Below are 26,659 nucleotides of genomic sequence, written 5' to 3' on the forward strand. Positions count from 1 at the left end.
CCCTGTTTTTAAACAGCAGAGGCTGGGGCGCGGCAGCAACAGCTTGAAATGAGCCGAAACAAAGGATAATTCCGAACAAAAAACACCGTCCACAATGTGGACGGTGTTTTGCCTTGGTGGAAAAAAGATGCTACTCCATACTGATCCATACGCTTTTCACTTCAGTATAATTATCCAAAGCGTATGATCCCATTTCCCGGCCGAGGCCGGACTGTTTATAGCCGCCGAACGGCGATGCCGCGTCAAACGCATTGTAGCAGTTGACCCAAACGGTGCCTGCTTGCAGGCGGTCTGCTATATAATGGGCGTTTTTCACGTTTTCCGTCCAAACACCGGCGGCAAGCCCGTATTCCGTCCGGTTGGCGCGTTCGATGACTTCGTCGACCGTTTCATAAGGGATCGCGGCCAGGACAGGGCCGAATATTTCCTCTTTTGCGATCGTCATGTCATCCTCAACATTCGTAAACACGGTCGGAGAGACGAAATATCCTTCCTCATAAGGGCATGTTCCGCCGGCGGCAATTTTCGCGCCTTCCTGGCGGCCTTTTTCAATATATGAAAGAACCCGTTCATGCTGTTCTTTGCTGACAAGCGGTCCCATTTGCGTATCTTCGTGAAGCCCAGCACCCTGACGAATGGATTTTGCATATGCGGCCATTTCATCGATGACTTTATCGTATTGGTCTTTATGGATGAATACGCGCGAACCTGCACAGCACACCTGGCCCTGGTTGAACATGACGCCGGTCAGCGCTCCCGGAATCGCTTTTTTCAAGTCTGCATCAGGCAGGATGATGTTCGGCGATTTTCCGCCGAGCTCGAGGGTGACGCGCTTGACGGTTTTTGCCGCTTTTTCCATGATTTTTTTGCCGATTTCGGTCGAGCCCGTGAATGCCAGCTTGTCGACCAGCTTGTGGTCTGTAAGCGCTTCCCCGGCTGTTTCTCCGAAGCCCGGGATGATGTTGATCACGCCCTTTGGAAATCCGGCCTGATCGACGAGCTCGGCCAGATACAGGGCGGAAAGGGGAGTCTGCTCAGCAGGCTTTAAGACGATTGTACAGCCGGCTGCCAGAGCTGCACCCATTTTCCACATCGCCATCAGGAGCGGGAAGTTCCAAGGGATGATCTGCCCGACCACACCGACAGGCTCATGGCGTGTATAGTTAAAATAAGGTCCGTTTACAGGAATCGTTTGTCCGGTTATTTTCGTCGCCCAGCCGGCGTAATAGCGCATGTGTTCAATTGACATCGGAATATCCCCTGCGGATGTTTCGCTGATCGGCTTTCCGTTGTCAAGCGTTTCAAGCTGGGCCAATTCGTTCTTGTGTTCCTCCATCAGATCGGCGAGTCTGTACATGAGCCGGCTTCTCTCGGCCGGGAGCATTGTCCGCCATTCCCCGTGATCAAAAGCCTCCCTGGCGGCTTTTACCGCTTTGTCGACATCTTCAGGGCCCGCTTCATACAATGTAGCGAGTGTTTCTCCCGTGGCCGGGTTTGGGGTTTCAAACGTTTTGTTTGAAGCGCTCGCTACAAATTCTCCGTTAATGTAAAGCTTTTTCGTTCCCTGCAAAAATGACTCCAGCCTTTTACTGACCTGCATCGTTAAAGAACTCATGTTTGTGAAACAAACCTCCCTTAAAATTTTGGTCTGTCTTCTTGTGAGTTATTCCTGGTGCTGGTGTGATTGGTGGTTGGATCAATGAGATGCCGAAGGTGGGATATATTGCTGATTTTGGAATCGCACACCACTATTCTATAACAGAAAATGAATTGAAATCAATATTCATTTGCAGTTTAGAGAAGGAGCCGCCCTGGACGGTGCATCGTTGCAATTCGGCAAAAAAACGCTACAATGGAATTTATACATCGTTTTTTAAAAGGAGACATCAGTATGATCCACGAAAAATGGCACAACAACAAAACGTTGAAAAAAGTAACATGCATTCACACCGACGCAAAAAAATACATTGTCGACAGAGCTTTGACCGTAGGGAAAACGTATGAAGTCAAAAATGAAACGGAAGAATTTTTATTTATTATCGACAACACCGGCAAAGTGGGCGGCTATTACAAAGAATACTTTAAAGAGGTCTGAGGGCTGAATGATTCTCCCAACGATCATCAATACTAAAAGATGATCACGATTGAAAGGGTGAATCTGGTGAAACAAAACCGCGACCAGGAAATTCGGGAGCTCCTTCAGAAAGAAGCCGGCCGCAGCGATAAAGCAGGAGCGGAAGGCATGGCTGTAACAGAAGAGCAAGTGTCCGATACGCATATGGAAAGCACGATAGAAGGCGGAGATCGCTGAACAAAACCGCAGGATAATCATTTCCTGCGGTTTTGTGCGTCTTTTGTCAGGCACGGGATGGCGAACTAAAAAATCTGAAAAAAGTTGAAACCTTTAGTTCTTGTTACGCGTATTAACTGGTAGATAAAAAACATACATAGAGAGTTAAAGAAATGTAATCTGCTCGTAATTGTTTATAAAACGGTGTTATCGTATTCTAAATAGTAACGAAGAGATCCTTTTGCCTTGTGCATTAACATAAATTAGATATACAGAAAGAGGGGTTTTGATTGGGCGTTTTTTCAGCTAGCAAAACAGCAGACGGCAAAAAATTTGAACCGCTGCTTATTGAAGGAGAAAAGATTGAATCTGTCTGCAGACTAAGAATTGATCAAATTTGTTTTACCAACAAGCGGATTATTTTTTTTGACAACAAATTATTTTCCAAAAAGAAAGTCCGTGTTTTTCTTCCTTACAAGTCAATTGAAGGCTTTGCAATCAGGGAAGTCAGCATGTTCAATCCTGATTCCTCTCTTTCGCTCATGACAAGCAGCAAAGTCTTTGACCTGGAGTTTACAAAGGATACCGACATGCTTGAAATTCAAGCGCTTTTGTCAAAATACTTATGCGCATAAAGCGATGAAAGGCTTGTTCAAAAGAACGGCCTTTTTGATTTGCCTTTTACAATGCCGGCGTGGAATCAATAAATCGGAATCAAGCCGAGAACCGACAGGGACGATGAGCTGATAAGCTTCTCCGACACCGCAGTTTAATTTAGCCGACTGATCCACAGCAAGTGCAGTATTTTGATGTTTTGCTTTTCTTTTTTCTGTTTCAGAGGCTGATGAATTGCAGCATTGATAACATGAAACGATTTCTTTAACAGGATTGTTCACTTATATAGCTCTATTCATACCGATTTCCGAAATCGTGTTGATGCTATCAAAAGAGGTCGCTGTCAATGGCATGAAAAAATTCCTGTGCCAGGATTCCAGGACACACTTTTTGCGTTGTAAAATTTATTGCTTTCGTATCAGCTTCATAACGGCCGAGGATATTGTCTCTTTCCCTTGACCTAAAATATGCCTTTTCCATCCAAAAACAATATGGTATTGACATTACAAATCTTAAAAGCTATGATATTAAAAAAAGTAATCCGTAAAATCAATAATCGCAATCTCATGCAAAAAGAGCTTTAGCATTCGGTTATAATGCCATTATGACCGCGTGAAAAAGTGTTCTTTACCATGCATGGCATAAAGATTTTGATAGGACGGTATATTTCATTTTCCCTATATTTATGTATGAGGAAAAGAAATATACCGTTTTTTTAGGAGGATATAACATTGGAAAAACAGAAATTGACGAAAGGGTCTTTGGAAGCTGAAATCAGCAAAGCCTTAACCCAATGGGAAAAAGACTATTTGGGACGGGGGTCCGTGTCTGTCAAAACAGATATTCTCAGAAATATGGTCATCGTTTCATTGAACGGCATTTTAACGCCCGCCGAGTACGAACTTTGCAGTACAAAAGAAGGGCTGTTATCGGTCAAAAGAACCCGCTCTGGCTTGGTGGAATCGGGCCGGGAACAATTGAACCGCATTATGAAAGAGCTGACCGGTGAAGATACGATCAGCTTTCATACGGATATCAGCACGCGCACAGGCGAGCGGATCATGGTGTTTAAATTGGCAAATGACCTGCAAAAAAAATTCTCATAAAAAACGGAAGATCTTTAAAACATGTATATGAGTTAAAGATAAGCCGGTATTATTCAGGAAGATGGCTGAAGTGGGCCGATCTTGAATATACCGGCTTTTTTGCGTTTGTAGAAAGGAAGGCAAGACATGAAACAATATGTTCTTTTTCATCATGCCGACGGAGGGATACCGGGTGTTTGATGTGCTGGATTCTTTATTTTGGCTGAAAATATTTTTCGCGTCGCTTGCGCTTTGTTTCATCAGCGCATTGCTCGTGCTGAATCCCAAGGTTCCATTGCCATTTGTGCGGATTCATGCCAAGGTCATCGCTCTGCCTCCGCTCACCGCGCTGGCGGCCTTATTGACGGCAAATCCCGGCCACGCTTCAGCTCCTTGGCGCTTGGATTCGCTGGCCTGGCTGATCGCCTTGTTTGTCTTAACCATCGGTTTCATCGTCCAGCGCTTCTCCGTCCGGTATTTGTTCGGGGACCGGTCCTACCGTAAATTCTTTTTGCTGTTGACGCTAACGACAGGCGTGGCTTCATCCGCTTGGCTTAACGATGATCTTCGCTGGCTTCTCTTATGCTGGGGAATCACTCTGCTCGGCTTGACGGCGCTGATCGGTTTAAACAGCGCATGGAAGGCCGCGAAAAATGCCTCTATGTATGCGGGCAGGATCTTTTCGCTCAGCTGGCTGGCTATAGCGGCAGCGGCTCTTTGGCTGTCCTTGGCGACGGGGCACTGGCAGTTATCATCCGCCATAGCGGAAAAAAGCCTTGCACAGATCAGCTCATGGGAGAAAATCGGAATCGGCCTCCTCGTCATCTTAACGGTGATGATTCCTGCAGCGCAGTGGCCGTTTCATCGCTGGCTGCTCGATTCGGCGATTGCGCCGACTCCGGTTTCCGCGGTCATGCACGCTGGACTCGTTAATGTCGGGGGCGTCATGCTGACTCGTTTTGCACCAATGTTCAGCGGTGATGGATTGCAGCTGATTCTGCTCGTTCCGGCCGTCCTTTCAGTCTTACTCGGAACAGGCATGATGATCGTCCAGGCAGACTACAAGCGGCAGCTCGCATCTTCAACGGTCGCGCAGATGGGGTTTATGCTTATTCAATGCGCATTAGGCGCCTATATCGCAGCTGTTATTCACCTCATCTTGCACGGGCTGTTCAAAGCCGCCCTTTTCCTGCAAGCCGGATCAGCGGTTCGCCGTTATGAACATTTCGCATCTAAACCGGGAAGGCTGGCTCTTCCTTGGAGCATGACAGGAGGCGCCTTGGCTCTTGCCCTCGGAATCGGAATCTGGGTTACAAATGCGGATGATGGCTATCAATTGATCAGCGCCCTTGTTTTAGGCTGGTCACTGTTTGTTGCTTGGAGACAGCTTGTCACAGCCAGTTACGGACGAGTCGCGCGAATTGCCGGACTGTTCATTTTAACGGGGGCCTCGCTCGCGTTTGCCATCATTCATTTTGTTTTGCACGGGCTCCTGAAGGAAGCTGTTGTTCAGGGGGCGCATCCGTCCGCAATGGCAACCGTTTTAACGGCAGTCGTTTTGTTATCCGGCAGTGCAGCCGGCGCTTTGATCGTTCGGCAGCGCTTTGCATGGTCCGGCGCACTTTATCTGCGTCTTGTAAAAATGAGTGAGCCTCATTTCGATTCGGTCGAAGAACGGCCGGGTTATCTTGACCAATATCTTACTCAAGGAGGTCGTCAATCATGAAAGCAGCCGCATCTACATTGTCTAAACAATCGATCTTCAAATATGAACATCAGACCGCTGACATTAATATTGATGAATTGGTTCAATCAGCTGCACGGGTTATTGCGCCGCTGTGGCCTATTGAAACCTTTGCTGCGCGCCATCCATGGATGGGGCTGGAACAACAAACATTCGAACAGACGGCGCGGCGGCTTAAACAACAGCTTCTTGTCGATATCTACCCAAAGCCCTCCATGTTCCATTCCGCAAAACAGCGTGGAGAAATAGATAAGGCGATTCTTAAAGAAAAGCTGATGGATTGGCTCGATTCACACCAGTCCGGCATGACGAGGGAAACAGCGGCAGCGTTTTGCAAAGCCGCGCTCAAGCTCGATGAAATACCCGAACAGCTATTGTCATCCAGTCAAGTCAAAAAGCTCGCCAAACAAGCGGCAGGCTGGATGATCGAAGAACAGGAAACACGATTCGTCAAACCGCTAAGCGTTTTAGCCGGGCAAAAAACAGCTCACCTCCTCGACCGTCATATGATTAAATGGTCAAAACTGTACCTTGATGAGTCACAATCGGCATGGCGGCTTCCTAATCGTGAGAAAGGGTTTTACAGCGCATGGAGGCGGCTTATTGAACATGATCCCGCCCTGTCGCGTGCTGAACGCCTGCGGCTGAATGGGTGGCCGGAAGAGCCGCGGGAAGCTTTGAAAAGAGCACTCCGGGCGCTTGATATTTCTAATGGAGACGTCCAGGACTACTTTGAAGCCCATTTGCTTTCTCTGCGGGGCTGGGGTGGGATGATGCTCTGGCGTTCCCGGCAATCGCGGGACGAAGAAGGGCTGTTGCTCGAGTATCTGGCTGTCCGGCTTTCAATGGAATGGATGCTTGTTGAGCCTTATTTGCCATTCTCTGTGCCAAAGCCTGACAAGGAGATGCAGTTGGTTCCTCTGATTGCGGCATGGCTGCATTGGGGCGGTCTCACTTCTGAAGAATGGCTCAATCTTTCCGCAGCAGAGCAGCAAGCCCGTTTCACACTCGCCCGCCGTTTTGATGACATCACGCGCCGTCGCCTTTGGCTGGAAGCGTGGGAGCAAACATACGCCGATGAGATAAGGAAGCTCACGGCTAACAAACCTGCAGCCGCCGAAAAAAGTGAACCGGTGATGGCCCAGCTGGCATTTTGTATTGATGTCCGTTCAGAGCCGTTTCGCCGGGCATTGGAAAAGTCGGGGCCTTTTGAAACGTATGGAACGGCCGGCTTTTTCGGTCTGACAATCGAAACGTGCGAACTTGGCAGCAAACACTGCCACAGCTCCTTGCCGGTCATTCTCAAACCGCAGCATCGAGTAAAAGAAACAGCGGAAGAATCCAGTTTCAAATCGTATCAAGAGCATAGAAAAGCCGCAGCTTCGCTAAGCTCTGCCTTTAAAACAATGAAACAGAATCTATTGGCGGGTATGCTGCTTCCCGAAGTGAGCGGCCCCTGGCTGAGCCTGCAAATGGCAGCGCGCAGCCTGGCTCCCCGCAAAGCGGGAAAAGCTTTCCGAAAAGCGCGGAAGTCATGGCTGAAGAAGCCTCAGTCAAAGCTCTCGCTTGATCGTATAGAAACGCCTGAAGCCGGCATTCCGCTCGGTTTTACGGAAGATGAAAAACACTCGTATGCAAGACAGGCATTGCAAATGATGGGGATCACAGACCGGTTCGCTCCGCTGGTTGTCATTTGCGGACACGGGAGCAGAAGCACAAATAACCCTTATGCCTCGTCATTGGACTGCGGTGCCTGCGGGGGGGCATCAGGCGCTTTCAACGCACGAGTCCTTGCCGCTTTATGCAATCTTCCAAGCGTCAGACAAAGGCTCCGTTCCGACGGCATATTGATTCCGGATGATACAGTATTTGCTGCCGCAGAGCATATTACAACATTGGATGAATTGCATTGGCTTTATGTACCTGAGCTTCCGCCTAAAGCCAAACAAGCGTTCGACCTCATCGACTCGGCACTTCCCGATGTGAGCCGCACAGTCGGAGCGGAACGCTTAGCCGATTTGCCTCAATTCGGATATAAAAATCCCCGGAATGAAGTTGAACGATTTGCTGAGGATTGGAGCGAAGTCCGCCCAGAATGGGGACTGGCCCGAAACGCTTCATTCATCATCGGCACACGCCGGCTTACGCGAGAAGCCAACCTTGAGGGAAGGGCTTTTCTGCACAGCTATGACTGGCGGAATGACCGGGACGGTTCCATCCTCGGCAATATCATTTCAGGTCCGGGGACGGTGGCCCAGTGGATCAATCTGCAATATTACGCGTCAACCGTTGCACCGCATTATTATGGAAGCGGAAATAAAGCGACCCAAACCGTCACTTCCGGCCTTGGCGTTATGCAGGGAAATGCAAGCGATTTGCTGGCAGGCCTCCCTTGGCAGTCTGTCATGCTGTCAGATCAAGAGATTTATCATGCGCCTCTCCGGCTGCTTGTTGTCATTGAAGCGCCACGTGAACATATCGAGCGGCTTCTTGAAGAGGATCACAGCTTCCGTCGAAAAGTGGAAAACGGCTGGATTATCCTTGCTTCGATCGATTCGCACGGGAACTGGGTGAACTGGACAAAAACAAAATGATGAATGAGGTGAATATAATGGGGATAACAGGAAATGAAAATGTGTTGTTAATTACCGGAATGGAGGATACGCTTGAACAATCAATCTGCCGTGCGGCAGCGATTCAGCCGGAGAAAGTGCTCGTTTTAAAAAGCGTATTCCCTCACATTTCCCAGCCATACAGCGATTTCATGAGAGATATTATCACTCTTGTCTTCCAAAAAAAAATCGGGGAAATCTTAATTGTTCGATCCAAAAATGAACAGGCGGCTGATATCGACCTTGAGAATTTCTTGTTTAAAAATCCGCAATTAAAGGATAAATTACAGACCATCGATTACCTTTTTCAACACCCCGGAATTTCCATTCAGCAGCCTGGATGAATGGCTGAATGGGGAAAAAAACGTTGCTCAAGGAATACAACAAAGCGTCGACCTGATTCGGCGGCACCCTTTTATCCCTTCGCATGTCAAAGTCCGCGGTTTTTTAATAGATACGGAACATGAGGAATTAACAGAAATTAACGCTTAATGGAAAAATGGAGCCGGGTCCACCTTCGGCTCCATTTTTCTATACAAAATGGCCACCCGTTATTACGGGTAGTTATTAATCGCCCTTTATATGACGCTCGATTTGCCGGCATTGGAATCGATGAGATCGGAATCCAGCACAGAACCGACAGGGACGATAAGCTGAGTAAGATCTCCGTTTTCTTCTCCAAAACCGTAGTTTAATTTGGCTGACAAAAAGTAATCGATCTGCTGATAAGGGCCTACCGTGACAGAAGCGCCTCTGTCGACTGAATTGATTTTAAAAGCTCCCAAATTAATCATTGCCGGTGAAAACATCAAACCATCATCCCTTTCCCGAAGGCAGATTGGAACGGGACTCAAAAAGGGCCGGTGAATCGAGCTGATCTCTGTCATCCACATGGCTTTTCGTTCCCAAGAACCCGCTTTCATCCCCGAAATTTTGTCCGTAGCCTTGGTTTTTCTTATCCGAGTTTTGCCACTCCGCCAATAAATTTTGTCCGACATTCACTGCTGAAGCATTTTCAAAGGAATTAATTTTCAACATGAAAATATTAATATTGATATATGGAGCTGGTTGCAACACAAGCAAACCTCCTTTTTACAGTTTTATGCCGAACCTGTTCACAGTATTCGAGGAAAGGGGGGCCATCTATTGGATGCAGATAAAATGAAGCAGTGGCTTGATCTTGCACAGACATTATACGGAGGAGAATTTTGGAAAACGGTTTTCGATGATGAACAGGGAAAGGGCTTTACAAACGGTAATCCCAATTTTCCTTTTCAGACGGGCGTTCAGCAGGAAAAAGAGCGCAAATCTGATTTTCCACTCATTGATATAGTTGATACGTTTGATGAAATACGCTTTTTAATATATCTTCCCGGTTTTCGAAAGCAGGATGTCGAACTCCTGTCATATGAAACTTACTTTATTGTCAGAGGGAGCAGAAAGTCTTATTTTCCCGAAGACAAATTTAAACAAAGGGAAGGAAAGTATGGCGAGTTCGAAAGGAAAATCGATCTCGATATACCGATAGACGGAAATGGCCGCATACATGCCGTTTTTAAAGACGGAATTTTATATGTCACCATTCCTAAAGATCAAACAGAAGCACGCTCGATTACGATCCGGGATTAATCTTTATCGAGTTCGCATCAGAGACATCACAGTCATTGACTGAACTGACCGGGACGGCAAAAACCGAGCCGCAGGAATTGTTTTGTCCAAACCCTTGATTCTTGTTGACAACAACAGCCCTTCTTATGATTTCGGCCGAGCCTGTATGAAACGAGCTCGCGTTCAAGCTGTTTATTTTGACGGCATGCAGATGAATTTGAGTAGGCAGAAACAGTCGGATCACCTCTTTCTATATTGTTAGGTAATGTATATCAATATCTCTTTAGCGATAGAACAATGAAAAGGAGCCAGTTCACAATGCTAAAAACATTATTCAAACCGCTGATCAAAAAAATCTGCCAGGAAGAAATGAAGGAATTGAAAGAGAAAGTGCTGGCCTTGGAAAAGGTACACCATAACAAACAAGATGAACACTGCTGCACAAGGGATATTCGGATAGAAAACATGCGTGTCGATAAGAATGAATACAATATCGAATTCGGAGAGCTTGAAATCGAAAGTCTCAGCGGAAAACTGAATATCGGCGCCAACTATCCGCTGTCAGCAAAATGGCTGGAAGATGCGCGGATTCAAAAAGAGCCGGCAAAAAAACGCGACGCAAAAAACGAACGCCCCCAGCCCGAGATCTCGCTCCGTCCGCGGACATTCAAAGGAGACAAGCATTGACAAAGACGGGAGAAGGACATCCTCCCGGTTCGTTTTATTTTTTCCTGCAAAATGTGTTCGATCCATAAAAAAACGGGGCTCTCATTCGATAAGCCGCCGTTCTTCTTGCACCTGCGTGTTTGAGAGCTTCACGCCTGTCCGTCTGTTCCATATTTAACGACAGGCCATTTCTCTTTCCGCAATGCGTTCATCAGCTCAGGTCCAACGTGCAGGTGTTCCTCCACAAGTTCTTTTGGCGTCAGCGCCATCCATTGGTTCAATGAGATATCTGCAAAGCGGCTGCTCTTGAATATTTCTAAAAACCACAGGCTGTCTGTGCCCGTGTTTTGAATATAATGGCCCATGGCAAAAGGTACATACCCCACATCACCAGCCCGATAATTAAACGTCCGTGCTGTGCCGTTCGCCGCGAATACGGTCATCCGTCCGGTACCTGTGAGATAATACTGCCATTCATCATTATTCGGATGCCAATGCATTTCTCTCATTCCGCCAGGCTTGATTTCGACGAGCGCGGCAGCGATTGTTTTCGAAATCGGAAAGTTGGAGGAATCAACGATTCTTACCGTCCCGCCCGGCGTGACGATCGGCTTCTGTTTCAGAAGCCGGTATGCAAAGCTTTTCGGCACAGTTCCATAGGGATCAGGCACCTTTTGGCTTTCAAGCGGACCCGGCACCTTTGTTTGAAAAATGTAGCGCTGTTTGTCAGGGATGCGGGCAAAGGCGCTTTCGCTTACACCGAAATTCGCGGCTAAGACATCCTTTGGTGTGTGTGCGAACCAATCGGTAATCGTGAATGTGTCGAATTCGGAGAATGTCCCGTCGTCAAAGACGAGGAGGAATTCGCAGCCATCTTCAAGTCCTTGAATCGAGTGCGGGATTCCGGCGGGGAAGAACCATAAATCTCCAGGGCCGACATCTGCGATAAAGTTCCGGCCATTCTGGTCGACAGCGGTAATGCGTGCATGGCCCAAAATCATGTAAGCCCATTCCGATTGCTTATGCCAATGCAGCTCGCGTACACCGCCTGGAGTCAGCCGCATATTAACCCCGGCGATCGTCGTTGAGACCGGCAGCTCTTTAACCGTTATTTCGCGCGACCAGCCGCCGTGTTTTAACTGCATGTGGGTGTCCGAAAAAGAAAATTTTAAATTGGGGATCGACCCGGCATCTGTAGCCGGAGGAACGAACATGTCGGGATTCTCAAGATCCCGCATGACGTCACGGGGGCCAAAATCGGTCGCCCCGGCGCCGTCTTCCCTGATCGGATGGGGCACCTGAGTTCCGGGTGTTTTTTTCATAGAAAATGCTCCCTTCGCTGGTCTTATATCATAACAGAAGTTTATGATGCGGCTGTCGAAAATATATCAAATCCTTAACACACAGCGGTGTTTCAAGTCTCACATACCGGGAAATAAAAAACAAAGGAGGGGATGAAGGATGCCGCTGACAAATGAGCAAAAGGAACAGCTCTACCATAGATTAATGGATTTGAAAAAAAGTCTTTCAGACAGAGAGGCTCCTGATCAGTCGATGACAGAAGAAACGGGTGAATTATCAAACGGAGTGGATAATCATCTTGCCGACCACGCCGGAGTCTATTTTGAACGAATGAGGGAGCAAACCTTCGAGCAAACGGACAGAAACGTATTGCAGGAAGTAGAAGACGCTTTAGAGCGGATGGAAGACGGAACATACGGAATATGCGAAAAAACAGGCAGGGAAATACCTTACGAACGCCTTAAAGCCGTTCCATATGCAAGATATGTGATTGAAGCCCAGAGAGAAGCAGAAAAAATAAACGAATCAGGGGCAGCAGATGACAGGGAGTTCAGCCGGCAAATGAGAGACCTGACCAACAAAGAAACGATGGATCAAAAACATTCCTACACCTATGAACGGCTTGATCAAGAGCAGGATTCAAAATAGCGCACCCGCAGAAGGCGGGTGTATTTTTTTGATAGAAACATATTTTGAAATAAAAATAAATCAGTTGACTTTCTGTTTAAAAGAAAGTAACATACTATTTGTAAGTAAATAATGAAACGTTAGCACAGGAGGTTAACAATATGTCTAAAGTATTATTTGTCAAAGCAAACGACCGCACAGTTGATGAAGCGGTATCTGTAAAACTTTACGAAGCATTCCTTAACAGCTATAAAGAAGCTCATCCAAACGATGAGGTCACTGAGCTCGACCTTTATAAGGAAAACCCTCCGTACCTTGGCCGAAACGCGATCAACGGAACGTTCAAGGCAGGAAAAGGCATGGAATTGACTGAGGAAGAAAAAGCGGCTGCGGCTGTTGCGGACCGTTATCTTGATCAGTTCGTTAAAGCCGATAAAGTCGTATTTGCCTTCCCGCTGTGGAACTTTGCGGTTCCAGCAGTGCTTCACACTTACATCGACTATCTGTCCCGCGCAGGAGTTACGTTTACATACACTCCTGAAGGACCTAAAGGATTAATGGGAGACAAGAAGGTTGCCCTTTTAAATGCAAGAGGCGGATTCTATTCTGAAGGCCCGATGGCAGCAATGGAAATGTCATTGAACTACATGAAAACCGTTATGGGATTCTTCGGTGTAGAAGACCTTCATACAGTTGTCATCGAAGGACACAACGCTGTTCCTGACCAAGCGCAAAAAATCATCGAAGACGGCCTCGCTGAAGCTAAAAAAGTTGCGGCTGCGTTTTAATCCGGAAATCTTTTAATCTAGTACATCCCTTAGATATTGGATATCTCTTTACAGGATCCAATGATTTTCTAAGGGATGTATTTTTTATGAGCAGAATTGCTCTCAAAAGCAGCAGGATTTCAAATGCTTTGATTTTTAAGGAAAAACGACAATTTTTACCTTACTTCGACAAAACGACGGTGTTATATTGCAATTAGATACATTTTATGATAACAATGGAAAATTCTTTGAATTGCAAAGTGAAAAGACACTTTTGATACGCCTCGCTTTGTACAAGTGTCAATTCGTTTCAAAACAAATGAAACGTCAGCAAACAGATATATCTTTATTTGCAATCCATGCAGCAAAACCAGTTTTTAAAACAACATTCTTCAACAAATGTATTTGTCTTCAAACGACGCTTACATCCTTCAAGCCTAGAATTTTAAACTAAAATCAATAAATTCTATCCTCTTTGAAATGCACAGTTTATTTTTCATCATGATAAACACTTTATTGTTTCCTTAACAACCATTTTACGTAAAAACCACAATTAAATATCGGAATTTTCCGGTGATAATTTGTAGAAATGAAAAATTCACCTATTCATTGCTTTTTAATTCCGAAAATCAAAATGTATAAACATAGTATAAAGAAGGGGATAAATCTATGAGTAATCAATATATCTATACGTTAACTAAACATTTCTGGATTTCTTGCGCCCATAAAGTCGCCGGTGCAGGAAAATGTGAAAGGCTTCACGGCCATAACTACAAGGTGATCTTTTGCATTACCGGTTCAGCATTAGACGAAAAAGATATGTTAATAGATTTCCGTGAAGTGAAGCACCATTTAGAGAAAAAGTATGACCATTATGTGCTAAATGATTTTGACGAATTTAACAAAGTAAAAGGAGGATATGAGCCGAGCACCGAAAGGGTCGCTCAAGTTTTTTTTGAGATAATAGAGTCACTATGCAACGCAAAGAGGAATCAACCGCATGTTAAATGGGTTGAAGTTCAAGAAACCAATGAAGCCAGTGCGAGATACGAAAAACTTGAAAGGAGGTGATCATGTGGAAAAAGAAATCGTGAAAAAAGAAGAAGATCAAATTTCTGAAGATTTGCTCTTGACTGACGAATTGGAACTTGAAGAAAAAGAACTTTTTTTAACCAACGCTAAGACGATGTAACAAAAAATGGGATCTGCAAAACAAATCGTTTTGTAGATCCTGATAATGATAGGGTGTGATCTTATAGACATTTTAAAAAAATGCTATGAAGATTTTTTAAAGATAGATATGGAAACAGAAATCGGACATCTTCTTAAACATAAGCAGGCTGAAAAAATAGTTGGCATATGGAACTTATGGAGCAGCATCAGCTTCTCACAGTTTGAAAAGTATGTGTGGCGTTGCATAAATAAAGCAAAAAAAGTTCAAGACGTCATCAATATAACCGGAACGGTGCACATCGCCATAAATCTCCTCTACGTTTTAAGGAATCACCAACTATGTAAAGTGAGCAAAAATGGCGAAATCGAATTTTCAAATAAACTGATGAACTTTGAGGTTGCTGCTGATCTGGCAAATGCGGTTTTTCCGGAACGGATAAGAAACAAAAAAGAACATGGACAGTTTCAAGCAACATGGACCACTTCGGTTAAGCGTGCAAATATAATTTTTGAGCAGGTGCCTCCGTGGAAAGATGTATTTTTTTGCGGCGATGATGATTTAACAAGCCTTGCTCTTGCTCAAATCAGCGGCAACGCATTTAACATATCTGTAGGTGATATAGACAGCGATCTCGTGTCCTTTATCGAATCCAGCAGCAGGCGGGAGGGGCTGCAAATTGAAACATTCGAATTTGATGTCACATATGAAGCCCCTGACAGGCTTAAAAAGAAATACGACGTTTTCCATTGCGATCCCCTCGATCATGGGCAAGGCATAGATTTATGGCTGCAGAGGGCGCAAGAAGTATTAAAAGGCAAACCGGGGGATTTGATTTATCTGAATATTAGTGCGGACCGTCTCGGACAAAGAGAGTATCTTTTATTCAAGCATCTGCACGAGATGGGTTTTTACTTGGAGGAAAAACATAAAAATTTTAGCAGCTATCAAGTGGAAGAAGAACCTTTTTTAAATACGGAAAAATTAAATGAGGAAATAGAAAAAATAAACATTGAGTACAGCGCAATAAAAGATTTATATATCCATACAGATCTATATGTTTTCATCAGAAAAGCGGTTAGACCAATTTTTCTTCCGCAGGAATTTATGGAGATTAGAAGGAAAATATAATGAGGTGTTTTAATGTACGTGCTAGGTATAAACGGCTGGGATAAAGGTGTGCATGATACGAGTGCAAGTTTATTTTATCAAGGAAAATTGCTCGCTGCCGCTGAAGAAGAGCGATTTGTAAGAAGAAAAAAAGCTTTTGACACAGTACCCGTTCATTCTATTTCTTATTGCTTGCACGAAGCAGGTATTACTGCAGATGAAGTCGACTACATAGCATTAGGCTGGGATGTGGAAAAACTTGAAATGGAGTATGGCGGCAAACAAGGGCTGACATCTAAAGATATCATGCATTGTGTTTTTCCTAAAAATATGTTTCCGCGGAAAAAAGACCCCGCACTACAAATGTATCCCCATCATCAAGCCCACGCGGCTGGAGCATACTATAGTTCCGGATTTGATGATGCAGGAATACTTGTAGTAGACGGTTCGGGCGAGGAAGAGTCCGTCACAATCGCAAAAGGTGAAAAAGGGAAAATCGATTATCTTGAAGTGTACCCTTTGGAATGTTCCTTGGGAATCTTTTATGAGGGGTTGTCAAAATATATTGGTCTGGGCAGATTTAGAGAAGGAAAAACAATGGGCTTGTCTTCTTATGGGGTATGGGAAGGGGACGTCCCGTTAATTGTCAACAAACATGATGGATATAGAAGAACTTATAATCAAATTTTAAAAGATTGGGTACTTTACTTTTATAAAAAGTTCGGCGAAAAGGTAAATTCAGCACATTATGTCTACGACCACAAAGAGGCTAAACTATACGATCAACTTGATGCATTATCTTATAAACATGTGGCAGCTTTTGGGCAAAAAGCATTGGAAGAGAATCTGATTTACCTGGCCAAGAGGGCGATAGAGCTTACCGGCTGCTCTCGATTATGCATTTCCGGCGGCGTCGGGCTTAACTGTGTAGGCAATAGGAAACTGCTTGACTTAGAAGAAGTCAAAGATATTTTTATACAGCCCGCTGCATCTGATGCAGGAGTATCATTAGGGGCAGGAGCATTGCTGTCTAAAGAATTGGGTTTTGATGTAAAGCTTTCGAAAGACCATGTCTACTCAGGGCCGGCCTTTAGTGATGGAGAAATTAAAGATTTGCTGGAACGATACAAAATTAAATATGAGTTTTTTGAGAATGGCATAAACGAAGCTGCAGTCCAGCTTTTAAAAAAAGGAAGTGTCGGAGCCAGATTTGCCGGAAGAATGGAATTTGGACCGAGAGCTTTAGGAAACCGAAGCATTCTGGCCAATCCGCAAAGCAAAACAATGCTTCAAAGGGTAAATTATATAAAAGAAAGGGAACAATGGCGCCCCCTTGCACCTAGCATTAATGCAGAGAATCAGACGATGGCGATAAACGAGGAAACGGCATCTCCTTATATGCTGTTAAACGCAACAATACATGAATCCTCGCTTGAGGTGCTTCAGGCAGTAACTCATATCGATGGTTCCACAAGGCCGCAAATCGTAGATAAAGGGGTAAATTCATCTTATTGGGAGCTTATTCAATGTTTTTATGAAGAAACCGGAATACCAGCTGTTTTGAATACGTCTTTTAATATTGGAAATGAGCCGATCGTTTGTTCACCGAAGGATGCAATTCGTTCATTTTTTTGTTCTGAGCTAGATTTTCTATTCTTAAATCATTTTTTAATCAAAAAATAGGATGAGGTGAATGATCATGAGTGCTACCTATCCAAACTTTCCGGAATACAAACTGAAGAGCGTCTATAAGGGGGAAACCTTCTTTAAAAGAGGGGCGACCCGCGACCATATCTTTCACGAAGAATTTGAAGAATGGCAAAAATTCTTTTGTAGTGGCGAGTACCTTCCGCCAGCCGGAAAAGACATCGCTTTATTCCATGTCTGCACATGGGCAAAACCATATGACTTTTCCTATATTGGAAAAAAAATAAGGGAGGTTACAAATAAATTTGAAAGGATACACCCCATCATATTGTCTAATGCAGGCGTTATCCCTTATGAATATCAAATGAATCCGGCATTTTGCGCATACGATTGGATACAGACGGAGGATATATCCGGAGAAGAAGCTTTAAGATTGAAAAAATTATATCAAGATTCGCTTTTAAATCGAATAAAGAATTATTTAACCTCTAAGCAGCAGCATTATAAAGCGGTTGTTCACTATTGCATGCCGATAAAGGATTCAATTGTGACGGACATTCATGATTTTTGCAAAACAATAGACCTCCCATATTTTCATACACCTGGTTTGGAGACATTCAGAAATTCAAAAGGCGTCTTGACTAACTTGAAGGATTTGGGAGAATTTTATATTTTAGATCCTGTTTTGAATGATTTGGAAAATACTTTAAAAAAGGTGAGCAGCATTGATAGATCTGTCAATCGTAATACCGGCTTATAATGATCCCAGACTTGACGAGTGTTTAAAAAGCATAGATATAGAGGCGGAAATTATAGTCGTACTCAACGGCGCAACCAAACAGGTTGAAGACATAGCCAAAAAGCACAATACGACAATGGTCCATCTGCCGGCTCCCAATCTTGCAAAGGCTTATAACGAAGGAATCAAATCTTCAAGCAAGAACAATGTGCTGCTGATGGATTCAGATTGTATTTTTAGAAAAGGCTGTATAGATAAGTTATACAACATGTTGTATGAACATCCGTTAGCTAAAGGAAGGGTGCTTTTTGCCTACCGGTCAAAAACAGAAAAAATAATTGCAACTTCAAGACATATTCATACCGCTAAAAAAAATGCGTATTCCCCGCCTTTAGCATTTAGAAAGAATATTGTAGATCAAATAGACGGCTATTATTTTGACGAACAAATAAACTGGACGGAAGATTATGATTTTGATGCAAGAGTGAGGAGGGCTGATCTCAGTATCGGATACGATGATAGCGCACAAGTCATACATCCCGCCCTGACGCTGTTAGGCGATTTGAAAAGCTCTTACAACTATGGGAGAGGACAAGCAAGAGGGGTTCAATCGAACAAAGAATGGTATTCGCCTCCTAGCAGGCTGTTGAAAAGCATGATAAAAAGTTGGACTCCTTTGAAAAATAGGTTTGGAACGGGTGTGGCTGTGTATCTTTCTTTATGGCAGATTGCATTTTTCATGGGATTTAAAAAGGAAAGCAAAGCAACCGAAAGGGGTGTAAAAAAGAGTGGTTCGGCAAATACAACAGTATGACAATATCTCAAGCGTTTATGATAAATTAATTCCTGAACCGGACGGACTATTTGATTTCTACAACGGCTTTGTAAAGGAAGGCGTCACAATTCTTGACATCGGATGCGGATCTGGCCGTCTGGCCTTTCAATTAGCCCAAAACGGTGCAACCGTTCATGCTATCGATATTTCGGCAGGGATGGTTGAAAATGCTAAAAGGAAGCTTGCTCAATTTGACCGGAAAACATTAGAACGTATACATTTTGAGAAGGCCGATATAAAAAATTTCCATTGTGAAAGCCGATTTGATTATATTTTTATGAGCGGTGGCGTCTTTGAGTATCTGTTAACCCCAAAAGACCAGGTTGAAGCGCTTCAAAAAATTAAGCAGCTGCTAAAACCGGAAGGCAAATTTATTTTTGACATCATATCGCCGCCGCAAGTTTGTGCTTATGACAAAAGGCAAAAGGATTTTGGAAACACAGCTAATCCCTCCAAAGATCATCAGTATATTAAATCCCAAAATATATTTCGCATAGATCATTACAAACAAATTGTATCAACCCGTTGTTTATTTGAAATACATCAAGATGATAAAGTAACGGAGAAATACGAATTCAAATTTTTAACTAGATATTCACTGCCGACAGAACTGTTTTATCTTCTGAAGTCCAGGGGTTTTACTGTTTTAGGTTTTTATGGAGATTACAATAGAGAACCTTTTAAGCGAGGCAGCGAGTTTATGATTTACATCACAAAGCTTTCTTAAAGCAAGGAGAATGTGAATGCACGCAAATAACAGAAAACATTTAGTAATCGCGCCGCATCATGACGATGAAATCATCGGATGCGGGGGAACAATTGCCAAAGCGATTAAAAGCGGGGATCAAGCAAGAATCATTATCGTCACAAGGGGTGAACTTTCCGGAATCGATGGCAGCATTGAACAAAATGTTCAAATACGCGAAAACGAATGCAAAAGGGCTTGCGAAATCATCGGCACACAAGATATTCACTTTTTAAAAGAAAAAGACCGGGCGCTCACCTATAGAAGAGATCTTGTTGAAAAAGTGCTGATGCATATAGATGATTATCGGCCTGATTATGTATATTACCCCCACTCGGAAGAAGCAGACCGTGACCATCGAATTGTTCATGAAATTACCAGTGAGGCATTATTTTTAAGCCGCTCTAATTTTCTGCGAAACAAAAACAGGATCAAAAGGTGCTTGCAGTACGAAATTTGGACTCCGTTAACCGCTTATCAATTAGTCAGTGATATCAGCAGTGTGATCGATCAAAAAATGGAAGCCTTAAACGCATATAAATCTCAAGGAGCTATTCTTCAATTGGAAAATGGGGTAAAAGGGTTAAATGCATATAGGGGTATGCAGGTCGGCACTGATTTCGCAGAAATTTTCAAATTTTAAAATCTAACAACGGAAGGATTCGGTTATGTTCATACAGGTTGAAAATGTATCACGTTCATTCAGCAGAGCTTCAATGGATGAAGGATTTTGGAATTCAGTTAAGAGTCTATTTCATCGAAAAAAAGAAGTCATTCATGCTGTAAACAATGTTTCGTTTTCAATTCCAAAAGGAAAAATCATTGGTCTTATCGGTGCAAATGGAGCAGGCAAGTCGACTTTAATAAAGCTGATGACGGGTTTGATTACACCGACTTCAGGCAGGATAACGGTCGATTCATTTACACCGCATAAAAAAGAACCGGCGTTTTTAAGGAAAATAGGGGTTGTATTAGGACAAAAAAATCAATTGTGGTGGGATCTTACCCCGTACGAAACATTTTTGCTCCATAAAGAAATATATCAGATTGCCCAAGCTGAGTTTGAGCGTAATATAGAGCGGCTGACAACCGCTTTGCATGTGAAGCATGTCGTGAAATCTCCCGTTCGAAATCTTTCTCTTGGCGAAAGAATGAAATGCGAATTGGTAGCCGCGCTGCTTCACTCTCCTGAGATTTTATTTTTAGATGAGCCAACAATCGGCTTGGATTTTATTGCTCAAAAAAATATTAGACGATTCTTGAAGTCATACTGCCGGGAACAGGAAGTGACAGTTATCTTAACGAGCCATTATTTACAGGATATTGAGGAGCTTTGTGAGCATATTATGATTTTGCGGGATGGAGAGCTTTATTATAATGGGAGCTTTAAAGGTTTGCCCGGTTTAAACGATGATGAATACAAGTTGTTGTCAATCACCCTTTCAGAAATGGACAACCTTTCGCTTTTGAAGCAATACGGTGAAATCATCGAAGAACAGGATCATACTGTTCTTTTGAAAATTAGCAGAAATACATTCAGCCAGGCTTTGAGGGATATTATCAATCATTACGATATTATTCATTTTGAGGAGAAGCATACAGAAATCCAATCTTTATTAGAGGAAATTTATAAACTATCAGAGCATGTCGGAGTTGAAAAAATTGAGAAAATATATTAAGCCGGGGCTCATGGCCATACAGACGGCTTTTCAGTACCGTTTCAACACCCTGCTGTATATGGCATTTAGCCTGCTTCCACTTATTGCCGTCATTTATTTATGGCAAAATGTCTATGATCAAAAACAAATCATTGAGGGGTATACAATTGACTCAATGATTACATATTTAATTATTGCAAAGATTCTCGAGATCTTATTGCTTCCTGCTTTTCACTGGTCGATTCAAGATGAGGTGAGCAGCGGCGAACTTTCAAAATATTTAACAAAACCTATTTCATACTGGGGATTCTGGTTTTCAAAAAATACCGGAAACAAGCTGGTCCAATTGATGCTCGTCAGTATTCCGATGGGAATTGTTGCTTTGTGCATTAGAGAATATTTTTTATTCCCTGATTTTCATGATATAGCCGGTCTGATTGCAGCTGTCATATTGGCGATGATTCTGTATTATAGTTTGTATTTTCTTGTTTCTCTGTTTTCTTTTTATTTTGTTGAGATAGCTTCTTTCTTTTTTACAGTAGATATTTTGCTTGAACTGCTTTCAGGCACGCTGTTTCCATTAAAGCTTTTGCCGGAACCATTTTTTCATATCGTTAAAAACCTCCCATTTGCCTATTTGATTGATTTTCCTGCAAACATATATCTTGGCCGTTTGGGAGTGGGCGAAATCTTGTACGGTTTATTTATTCAACTTATATGGATCGGCATACTTTCCGCTTTTTCGAAGTATGCGTGGAAACGCGCGATGTCAAAATATGAATCGGTTGGTGCATGATATGAGATACATCACTCTTTTTTTCCACATTGTTAAAATCAATAGCATTAATTTGATGATGTACAGAACCAACTTCTTTATGAATATTATTGACAGTCTCATATGGTTTGTCATTACACTGATTTTTTTCAATACACTCTTTGGTTATGTGGAAAACGTCAATGGATGGAGTATATATGACATTTATTTACTGCTCGGAACGAGCGAGATATTAAAATCCTTAATTTTTGTATTATTTATCAATAACCTTCCGTATATCCCATCATTGGTTAATAAAGGAACCTTGGATCTTCTTTTATTAAAGCCCGTAAACAGCCAGTTCATTGTATCTTTGCGGAAATTAGACATGGGGAATTTCGGGAATTTATTTCCGGCCATTGTGCTTGTTATATATGCATTGATCAATCTAAACGCCACTTTGCAAATTTCTCAAATATTGGAATACTTGTGTTTTATTGTAACCGGAGTGGTGCTGGCTTACGCGCTCTGGTTTATCACTATGACATTATCGATTTGGATCACGAAAGTTGACGGTCTGCACGAATTGTTTTTAGGCGCAATGACGCTATTTAGATATCCGACGTCTTTTTTTAAAGGGATCGGCAGGATTATTTTTGTTTTTATTTTTCCTATAGTGATCGTCGCAAATGTACCGGTGGAACGCCTTCTGGATGTGTCTAATGGAACAAACGTTTATCAGTATTTCTTATATGTTGTTGGTTTTCTAGTATGCAGCGCGATGTTTTGGAAATTCTCTCTGAAACATTATCAGAGCGCGGGAGGGTGATGAGTGTAAGATGAATGCTGACACAACTGTTTTACCAATGGTCGAAATTTTCGAAACAATAGAGGGCGAAGGATCTGCTGCGGGAAAACAGACGACTTTTATAAGGCTGTTTCATTGTAATCTGCGTTGTGTGTGGTGCGATACAAAGTACAGCTATGCCCCCAGCAAACCCGAGTTTGAAGCTACAATAGAAGAAATCGCACATAAGGTTTCCCGTTTAGCAAACCATTATGTTTGTTTGACCGGGGGAGAGCCATTAATCCATGGAGAAAAATCTTTAGCTTTAATTGAGCGGTTGGCTAAAATCGATGTAATTAAAGATATTCATATAGAAACAAATGGTGCTATTCATTTAAAGCCTTTTATAAACATGAGGCGTCTATCCGCTAAAATGGCCAATAAAGTTCGCTTTATCATGGATTTTAAACTTCCAGACAGTGGAGAAATGAAAAAAATGATCTATGAAAATTTCGATTTATTAGACGAAAATGATGAAATCAAATTTGTTATAGGATCTGAAAACGATTTTCAAATCGCTATGGAGATTATTGACAAGCATCATAAAAAAGGCCGTCTATTAATGAGTCCGGTATGGGAGACGATGAAGCCGGCGAATCTAGTCAAAAAAGTTTTAAACAGCCGGCGTAAAGATATTCAAGTTAATCTTCAGATTCACAAAATCATTTGGGATCCGGAAAAAAGGGGTGTTTAATATTAAAAAGAATAATAAGAAAGCCGTCGTTGTTTTAAGCGGGGGATTAGACAGTGCCACCTGCATGGGGATTGCTGAGAATGAAGGCTACAAGCTGCATGCCCTCACGTTTTACTATGGGCAGAGACATTCCAGAGAAGTGGAACAAGCAAAAAAAATAGCAGAGCATTATCAAGTACAAGAGCATAAAATTGTGAATATCGATTTTTTAAAAGAATTAGGAGGCAGCGCCTTAACTGATGAAAATATAGATGTGCCGAAAAAAATGAATCAAGATAACATCCCGGTGACATATGTACCGGCTAGGAATTTAATTTTTCTCTCCTGTGCATCAGCTTATGCGGAAGTGATTAAAGCAGAAGCGATTTACACTGGAGTAAGTCGAGTCGACTACAGCGGGTATCCAGATTGCCGTCCAGAGTTTATTGAAAGCTTAAACAATACGGTCCGCCTTGCGACCAAAAGAAATATCGAAGGGGAAAAAACAAACATTTTTACTCCTCTTATCAATTTAAGCAAAGCAGATACGATAACTCTGGGACTTAAGTTGAATGTGCCTTACGAACTTACTACCTCCTGCTACAATGGGGAAGAGTATGCCTGCGGTGAATGCGACAGTTGCACATTAAGGCTAAAAGGTTTTAAAGAGGCTGGTTATAAAGACCCTATTCCGTACAAAAATATTCAAATGATATAAAAAATGACGAATCGGTAATAGACGCCAACGATCACCATGGCATTTATTTACCGGGTGTTTACGGGAGCGGCAGAGCAATGCGAAATTGCGTCCAAATAAAGTGCAAACAGTGGCAAAACCGCGAAGAAATGAAGGGGAATATCCATCTCGTGCAGATATCCATCAGTCCGATTTTAACAGGATGACGATCAGGAATTCTCAGAATGCTGTTTGACAAAAATAAGTTTTAAAGTCAAAGGGGGGCTTAGAAAAAATCCCCCTCTATATTGTGCATTTTTAGTAAAAGCTACATCCACAGAAAATAAGCATAATCCGTCGGGACGCTCGCGTGTCCCATTTGCCTCAGCATCGCCGAGATGTTGCCTCTGTGATATGTGCCGTGGTTGATGACGTGATTCGTCATCTCGGCAGCGTTCGTTTCCCTCTCACCCAGCACCGGGTGCCTTACTGTAAGAGGCGCATCGAGATTCTCAGCATCTTCAAAAAATGCTTGGTATTGATGTGCGGTTTCATCAAAAAAAGCGCTCAGCTTTTTGATGTCTGCTTCCTTTAATTCTTCATTAAGCCTCATCGCCAGAGCTTTTGCTTCATCATATCCGCCCCCCGATATGATGTTCAGCCAGAGCGCGTCTGAGACGCACATATGGACAACAACTGCCGAAACAGAAGGGAACACGCTCTTGATTTCTTTCGTGAAAAGCTCTTCAGGAAGGCTTTGCAGGTGCTCAAACACCTTTTGGTTTGCCCAAACGTGGTAGTCAAAACGTTTTGCTGTGTCATGCTTCATATTATGTCCTCCTCGCTTTTAAAGGAATAGAATTCGACAAAACGGCTTCTGTTTCCTTCCGCAGGGAGGATTTATTTGTTTCCATCCCGAAGCTGATATGTCAGGAGGGAAAAGGTATGATGGCGGCGTCTCAGCCGCTAGCGGCACATGCAGACCGAAGCGGTTAAGCTTGCATTTGCCGACGGTCTCGAATATATAACCGAAAACGATCAGATGCCTGCTCAAACAGATGAATTATTGTCAGAAGAATATGCCAAAAAAAGGGCACTGATAGGGGATACGGCGCTTGACTCCTGCCCGGGGAAGCTACCTGAAGGGGGAACTGTATATTTGGCGTCTGCCGATGAAGAAGGAAACATGGTATTCAAAGCAGCTATACGGGATTCGGTTAAGGTCTGGCGTCCCGAAGACGGGAGTCGCTCTCCAAAACAGAGACTATGAATTTAAGCTGGACCCGAATCACCCGACCCGGAAAAAGGACGTTCCATACGATCATTCCCGGATTTATCACAAAAGACGGTAATCCGGTAGTGTGATGGGAGGGTATATGCAGCCTCAGGGACACGGTCAAACGGTCATGAATCTCCATCCCGCAAACGGACCTTGATGCCCCGCGCTGGCAATGGAAGGGCGGAAAAAAAGTGCTGCTGGAAACGTCTGTTCCGCAGCACATAGCACAGGCCCTGTCAGAAAAGGGGCATCAAATCGAATGAGCGCTTGATTCAGGATCACCCTCCGCCATGAAAACGGCGTTTTGGCGGGCAAACAGAAACGAGAACAGACTGGAGCATTGCCTCTTGGTAGAACTCCTGAACATCCGCTCTGGCAGTTATTTTTTGTCACGTTTTTCCGACGGGGACACCGGAAAAAGCTCGTCTGACGCTTCGTGTTGATACTGTAACGAACCCGTGTTTTTCCGCCTTTCGCCTCCTGTCTCTTCTAAAACGTTAGCCGCCATATAGCGATGAAAGAAATATTCAAATACGGTCACGCCGATCGCTGAAATGATTGAAGCCATTGCAAGAGACCCATACGGAGGATTATCCTGCATCGCGAGAATGGCCCAGATCAAAATCAGGGCAAGACCGAAATCCGCCATAGTCGCCGTCGTATTATTCGTTCTTGGAAGGAGCCAAAGATCTCCTACCAGGTAGGATACGATCCCTAAAATCAAGGTAAGGACAAATACGTCTCCAAATGGGACGCCGAAAAACAGAGTTAAAATCACATATAATAGAACCAGGCTTGCAATGAACTTTAAACACAGTGCCCATACATGTTTCATAAGTTTCATCACCTTCCGCTTTTATTTTAAAGTGCCGCCGCTTTTTTGCTGTTTATTGCTTTTTTGCTCCTGCTGAAACGCGCTTTCTGTCTCATGATCATTGTTAATCTGTTCGATGCTGCCGTTTTTGATGCCTTTCTTCTCCATGATCTCACCACCTTTTTCACTATATTTTGGATCGATTTTGATTTCTTATTCATGCTTTCCGTTCAGCCTCATTATTTTTTTAAAAACCTTCCTGGACCCATTCTTCCGGTTTTGCGGGACGTCAAGCCGTGCCAAATAATATAGAAAACAGGATTGGCCTGATCGATGCAATACTCTTTCTAAAGGATTTCAAAATGTTCACCGGCCGGCACAGTTTATACAAACGA

31 protein-coding genes are annotated in these 26,659 nt (G+C 43.3%); 24 read left to right on the forward strand and 7 right to left on the reverse strand.

The window, feature by feature from the left end; genetic code table 11:
- Positions 1–130: 130 nt before the first annotated feature.
- On the reverse strand, positions 131–1,615 hold the full coding sequence (locus MHB78_RS11815) for an aldehyde dehydrogenase family protein (protein WP_046129547.1): 1,485 nt from the start codon (positions 1,613–1,615) through the stop codon (positions 131–133).
- 276 nt (positions 1,616–1,891) lie between these two features.
- On the opposite strand from MHB78_RS11815, the gene MHB78_RS11820 reads away from it, so the two are divergent.
- From MHB78_RS11820 to MHB78_RS11850, 7 genes are all read left to right on the forward strand, one after another.
- Entirely contained in the window at positions 1,892–2,095 is a 204-nt protein-coding gene (locus MHB78_RS11820) for a DUF6501 family protein (RefSeq protein ID WP_046129546.1), read from the forward strand.
- 66 nt (positions 2,096–2,161) lie between these two features.
- Positions 2,162–2,311, forward strand: a complete 150-nt coding sequence (locus MHB78_RS11825) for a YozQ family protein (protein ID WP_157759341.1) — start codon at positions 2,162–2,164, stop codon at positions 2,309–2,311.
- A gap of 269 nt (positions 2,312–2,580) precedes the next feature.
- Positions 2,581–2,925, forward strand: a complete 345-nt coding sequence (locus MHB78_RS11830) for a PH domain-containing protein (protein ID WP_046129545.1) — start codon at positions 2,581–2,583, stop codon at positions 2,923–2,925.
- A 711-nt stretch (positions 2,926–3,636) separates the two neighbouring features.
- A complete protein-coding gene (locus MHB78_RS11835; protein ID WP_046129543.1) occupies positions 3,637–4,011 on the forward strand; it encodes a DUF2294 domain-containing protein in 375 nt (124 codons plus the stop codon).
- Between the two features lie 172 nt (positions 4,012–4,183).
- Positions 4,184–5,716 (forward strand): NADH dehydrogenase subunit 5, encoded by a 1,533-nt coding sequence (locus MHB78_RS11840; RefSeq protein ID WP_052948500.1) that lies wholly within the window; start codon positions 4,184–4,186, stop codon positions 5,714–5,716.
- Positions 5,713–8,328 (forward strand): putative inorganic carbon transporter subunit DabA, encoded by a 2,616-nt coding sequence (locus tag MHB78_RS11845; RefSeq protein ID WP_046129542.1) that lies wholly within the window; start codon positions 5,713–5,715, stop codon positions 8,326–8,328. The genes MHB78_RS11840 and MHB78_RS11845 overlap by 4 nt, the downstream gene beginning before the upstream one ends.
- A gap of 17 nt (positions 8,329–8,345) precedes the next feature.
- Complete coding sequence (locus MHB78_RS11850) at positions 8,346–8,690, forward strand: hypothetical protein (protein WP_231947356.1); 345 nt, start codon at positions 8,346–8,348, stop codon at positions 8,688–8,690.
- Between the two features lie 234 nt (positions 8,691–8,924).
- On the opposite strand, the gene MHB78_RS11855 is transcribed toward MHB78_RS11850, so the two are convergent.
- On the reverse strand, positions 8,925–9,158 hold the full coding sequence (locus MHB78_RS11855; RefSeq protein ID WP_046129541.1) for a hypothetical protein: 234 nt from the start codon (positions 9,156–9,158) through the stop codon (positions 8,925–8,927).
- A 4-nt stretch (positions 9,159–9,162) separates the two neighbouring features.
- Complete coding sequence (locus MHB78_RS11860; RefSeq protein ID WP_046129540.1) at positions 9,163–9,423, reverse strand: hypothetical protein; 261 nt, start codon at positions 9,421–9,423, stop codon at positions 9,163–9,165.
- Between the two features lie 69 nt (positions 9,424–9,492).
- Here MHB78_RS11860 and MHB78_RS11865 point away from each other — a divergent pair, with 69 nt between their 5' ends.
- Both MHB78_RS11865 and gerPC read left to right on the forward strand, forming a co-directional pair.
- Positions 9,493–9,975 (forward strand): Hsp20/alpha crystallin family protein, encoded by a 483-nt coding sequence (locus MHB78_RS11865; RefSeq protein WP_046129539.1) that lies wholly within the window; start codon positions 9,493–9,495, stop codon positions 9,973–9,975.
- Between the two features lie 297 nt (positions 9,976–10,272).
- Positions 10,273–10,641: a spore germination protein GerPC gene (gene gerPC / locus MHB78_RS11870; RefSeq protein WP_052948498.1), complete on the forward strand. Its 369-nt coding sequence runs from the start codon at positions 10,273–10,275 to the stop codon at positions 10,639–10,641.
- A 128-nt stretch (positions 10,642–10,769) separates the two neighbouring features.
- Here gerPC and MHB78_RS11875 read toward each other — a convergent pair whose 3' ends face one another.
- A complete protein-coding gene (locus MHB78_RS11875; protein ID WP_046129538.1) occupies positions 10,770–11,942 on the reverse strand; it encodes an oxalate decarboxylase family bicupin in 1,173 nt (390 codons plus the stop codon).
- 139 nt (positions 11,943–12,081) lie between these two features.
- On the opposite strand from MHB78_RS11875, the gene MHB78_RS11880 reads away from it, so the two are divergent.
- The 14 genes from MHB78_RS11880 (at position 12,082) to queC (ending at position 24,213) form a co-directional block, all read left to right on the forward strand.
- Positions 12,082–12,570 carry a TraR/DksA C4-type zinc finger protein gene (locus tag MHB78_RS11880; RefSeq protein ID WP_046129537.1) on the forward strand — a complete coding sequence of 163 codons (489 nt, stop codon included), beginning with the start codon at positions 12,082–12,084 and terminating at the stop codon, positions 12,568–12,570.
- A gap of 140 nt (positions 12,571–12,710) precedes the next feature.
- Positions 12,711–13,337, forward strand: coding sequence for an FMN-dependent NADH-azoreductase (locus MHB78_RS11885; protein WP_046129536.1), 627 nt, complete (start codon positions 12,711–12,713; stop codon positions 13,335–13,337).
- A 648-nt stretch (positions 13,338–13,985) separates the two neighbouring features.
- Positions 13,986–14,387 carry a 6-carboxytetrahydropterin synthase gene (locus MHB78_RS11890; protein ID WP_046129535.1) on the forward strand — a complete coding sequence of 134 codons (402 nt, stop codon included), beginning with the start codon at positions 13,986–13,988 and terminating at the stop codon, positions 14,385–14,387.
- A gap of 229 nt (positions 14,388–14,616) precedes the next feature.
- Entirely contained in the window at positions 14,617–15,618 is a 1,002-nt protein-coding gene (locus MHB78_RS11895; RefSeq protein ID WP_157759340.1) for a bis-aminopropyl spermidine synthase family protein, read from the forward strand.
- Between the two features lie 12 nt (positions 15,619–15,630).
- Complete coding sequence (locus MHB78_RS11900; protein ID WP_046129533.1) at positions 15,631–17,280, forward strand: carbamoyltransferase C-terminal domain-containing protein; 1,650 nt, start codon at positions 15,631–15,633, stop codon at positions 17,278–17,280.
- 16 nt (positions 17,281–17,296) lie between these two features.
- Positions 17,297–18,004, forward strand: coding sequence for a DUF5591 domain-containing protein (locus tag MHB78_RS11905; protein WP_082094042.1), 708 nt, complete (start codon positions 17,297–17,299; stop codon positions 18,002–18,004).
- On the forward strand, positions 17,970–18,797 hold the full coding sequence (locus tag MHB78_RS11910; RefSeq protein WP_046129531.1) for a glycosyltransferase: 828 nt from the start codon (positions 17,970–17,972) through the stop codon (positions 18,795–18,797). Before MHB78_RS11905 ends, MHB78_RS11910 begins: the two co-directional genes overlap by 35 nt.
- A complete protein-coding gene (locus MHB78_RS11915) occupies positions 18,772–19,545 on the forward strand; it encodes a class I SAM-dependent methyltransferase (protein WP_046129530.1) in 774 nt (257 codons plus the stop codon). The genes MHB78_RS11910 and MHB78_RS11915 overlap by 26 nt, the downstream gene beginning before the upstream one ends.
- A gap of 16 nt (positions 19,546–19,561) precedes the next feature.
- On the forward strand, positions 19,562–20,206 hold the full coding sequence (locus tag MHB78_RS11920) for a PIG-L family deacetylase (RefSeq protein ID WP_046129529.1): 645 nt from the start codon (positions 19,562–19,564) through the stop codon (positions 20,204–20,206).
- 25 nt (positions 20,207–20,231) lie between these two features.
- On the forward strand, positions 20,232–21,242 hold the full coding sequence (locus MHB78_RS11925) for an ATP-binding cassette domain-containing protein (protein WP_046129528.1): 1,011 nt from the start codon (positions 20,232–20,234) through the stop codon (positions 21,240–21,242).
- A 58-nt stretch (positions 21,243–21,300) separates the two neighbouring features.
- On the forward strand, positions 21,301–22,017 hold the full coding sequence (locus MHB78_RS11930) for an ABC-2 family transporter protein (RefSeq protein WP_236689793.1): 717 nt from the start codon (positions 21,301–21,303) through the stop codon (positions 22,015–22,017).
- Positions 22,018–22,072: 55 nt separating this feature from the next.
- Positions 22,073–22,804, forward strand: a complete 732-nt coding sequence (locus MHB78_RS11935) for an ABC-2 family transporter protein (protein ID WP_241657029.1) — start codon at positions 22,073–22,075, stop codon at positions 22,802–22,804.
- 10 nt (positions 22,805–22,814) lie between these two features.
- Positions 22,815–23,516, forward strand: coding sequence for a radical SAM protein (locus tag MHB78_RS11940; protein ID WP_046129525.1), 702 nt, complete (start codon positions 22,815–22,817; stop codon positions 23,514–23,516).
- 1 nt (position 23,517) lies between these two features.
- Entirely contained in the window at positions 23,518–24,213 is a 696-nt protein-coding gene (queC, locus tag MHB78_RS11945) for a 7-cyano-7-deazaguanine synthase QueC (RefSeq protein ID WP_082094041.1), read from the forward strand.
- 286 nt (positions 24,214–24,499) lie between these two features.
- Here queC and MHB78_RS11950 read toward each other — a convergent pair whose 3' ends face one another.
- Entirely contained in the window at positions 24,500–25,000 is a 501-nt protein-coding gene (locus MHB78_RS11950) for a DinB family protein (protein ID WP_046129524.1), read from the reverse strand.
- 147 nt (positions 25,001–25,147) lie between these two features.
- On the opposite strand from MHB78_RS11950, the gene MHB78_RS11955 reads away from it, so the two are divergent.
- Entirely contained in the window at positions 25,148–25,441 is a 294-nt protein-coding gene (locus MHB78_RS11955; RefSeq protein WP_052948497.1) for a gamma-glutamyltransferase, read from the forward strand.
- 388 nt (positions 25,442–25,829) lie between these two features.
- On the opposite strand, the gene MHB78_RS11960 is transcribed toward MHB78_RS11955, so the two are convergent.
- Positions 25,830–26,285, reverse strand: coding sequence for a YndM family protein (locus tag MHB78_RS11960; RefSeq protein WP_046129523.1), 456 nt, complete (start codon positions 26,283–26,285; stop codon positions 25,830–25,832).
- Positions 26,286–26,306: 21 nt separating this feature from the next.
- The gene (locus MHB78_RS11965) at positions 26,307–26,432 is read right to left on the reverse strand and encodes a hypothetical protein (protein ID WP_046129522.1); all 126 of its coding nucleotides are present in this window, start codon (positions 26,430–26,432) and stop codon (positions 26,307–26,309) included.
- Positions 26,433–26,659: the final 227 nt, after the last annotated feature.

It is taken from the genome of Bacillus sp. FSL K6-0138, assembly GCF_037982765.1.
Classification (GTDB): Bacteria; Bacillota; Bacilli; order Bacillales; family Bacillaceae; genus Bacillus; species Bacillus glycinifermentans.

Excerpts from the sequence above, each read along its gene's own strand:
- MHB78_RS11950 (WP_046129524.1), bottom strand. The coding sequence starts at position 25,000 with ATGAAGCATGACACAGCAAAACGTTTTGACTACCACGTTTGGGCAAAC.
- MHB78_RS11875 (WP_046129538.1), bottom strand. The coding sequence starts at position 11,942 with ATGAAAAAAACACCCGGAACTCAGGTGCCCCATCCGATCAGGGAAGAC.
- MHB78_RS11960 (WP_046129523.1), bottom strand. The coding sequence starts at position 26,285 with ATGAAACATGTATGGGCACTGTGTTTAAAGTTCATTGCAAGCCTGGTT.
- MHB78_RS11905 (WP_082094042.1), top strand. The coding sequence starts at position 17,297 with ATGAGTGCTACCTATCCAAACTTTCCGGAATACAAACTGAAGAGCGTC.
- MHB78_RS11940 (WP_046129525.1), top strand. The coding sequence starts at position 22,815 with ATGAATGCTGACACAACTGTTTTACCAATGGTCGAAATTTTCGAAACA.
- MHB78_RS11900 (WP_046129533.1), top strand. The coding sequence starts at position 15,631 with ATGTACGTGCTAGGTATAAACGGCTGGGATAAAGGTGTGCATGATACG.
- MHB78_RS11885 (WP_046129536.1), top strand. The coding sequence starts at position 12,711 with ATGTCTAAAGTATTATTTGTCAAAGCAAACGACCGCACAGTTGATGAA.
- MHB78_RS11850 (WP_231947356.1), top strand. The coding sequence starts at position 8,346 with ATGGGGATAACAGGAAATGAAAATGTGTTGTTAATTACCGGAATGGAG.
- MHB78_RS11920 (WP_046129529.1), top strand. The coding sequence starts at position 19,562 with ATGCACGCAAATAACAGAAAACATTTAGTAATCGCGCCGCATCATGAC.
- MHB78_RS11955 (WP_052948497.1), top strand. The coding sequence starts at position 25,148 with ATGCAGACCGAAGCGGTTAAGCTTGCATTTGCCGACGGTCTCGAATAT.
- MHB78_RS11925 (WP_046129528.1), top strand. The coding sequence starts at position 20,232 with ATGTTCATACAGGTTGAAAATGTATCACGTTCATTCAGCAGAGCTTCA.
- MHB78_RS11890 (WP_046129535.1), top strand. The coding sequence starts at position 13,986 with ATGAGTAATCAATATATCTATACGTTAACTAAACATTTCTGGATTTCT.
- MHB78_RS11935 (WP_241657029.1), top strand. The coding sequence starts at position 22,073 with ATGATGTACAGAACCAACTTCTTTATGAATATTATTGACAGTCTCATA.
- MHB78_RS11815 (WP_046129547.1), bottom strand. The coding sequence starts at position 1,615 with ATGAGTTCTTTAACGATGCAGGTCAGTAAAAGGCTGGAGTCATTTTTG.
- gerPC (WP_052948498.1), top strand. The coding sequence starts at position 10,273 with ATGCTAAAAACATTATTCAAACCGCTGATCAAAAAAATCTGCCAGGAA.
- MHB78_RS11845 (WP_046129542.1), top strand. The coding sequence starts at position 5,713 with ATGAAAGCAGCCGCATCTACATTGTCTAAACAATCGATCTTCAAATAT.
- MHB78_RS11895 (WP_157759340.1), top strand. The coding sequence starts at position 14,617 with ATGGAAACAGAAATCGGACATCTTCTTAAACATAAGCAGGCTGAAAAA.
- MHB78_RS11965 (WP_046129522.1), bottom strand. The coding sequence starts at position 26,432 with ATGGAGAAGAAAGGCATCAAAAACGGCAGCATCGAACAGATTAACAAT.
- MHB78_RS11930 (WP_236689793.1), top strand. The coding sequence starts at position 21,301 with ATGGCATTTAGCCTGCTTCCACTTATTGCCGTCATTTATTTATGGCAA.
- MHB78_RS11820 (WP_046129546.1), top strand. The coding sequence starts at position 1,892 with ATGATCCACGAAAAATGGCACAACAACAAAACGTTGAAAAAAGTAACA.
- MHB78_RS11880 (WP_046129537.1), top strand. The coding sequence starts at position 12,082 with ATGCCGCTGACAAATGAGCAAAAGGAACAGCTCTACCATAGATTAATG.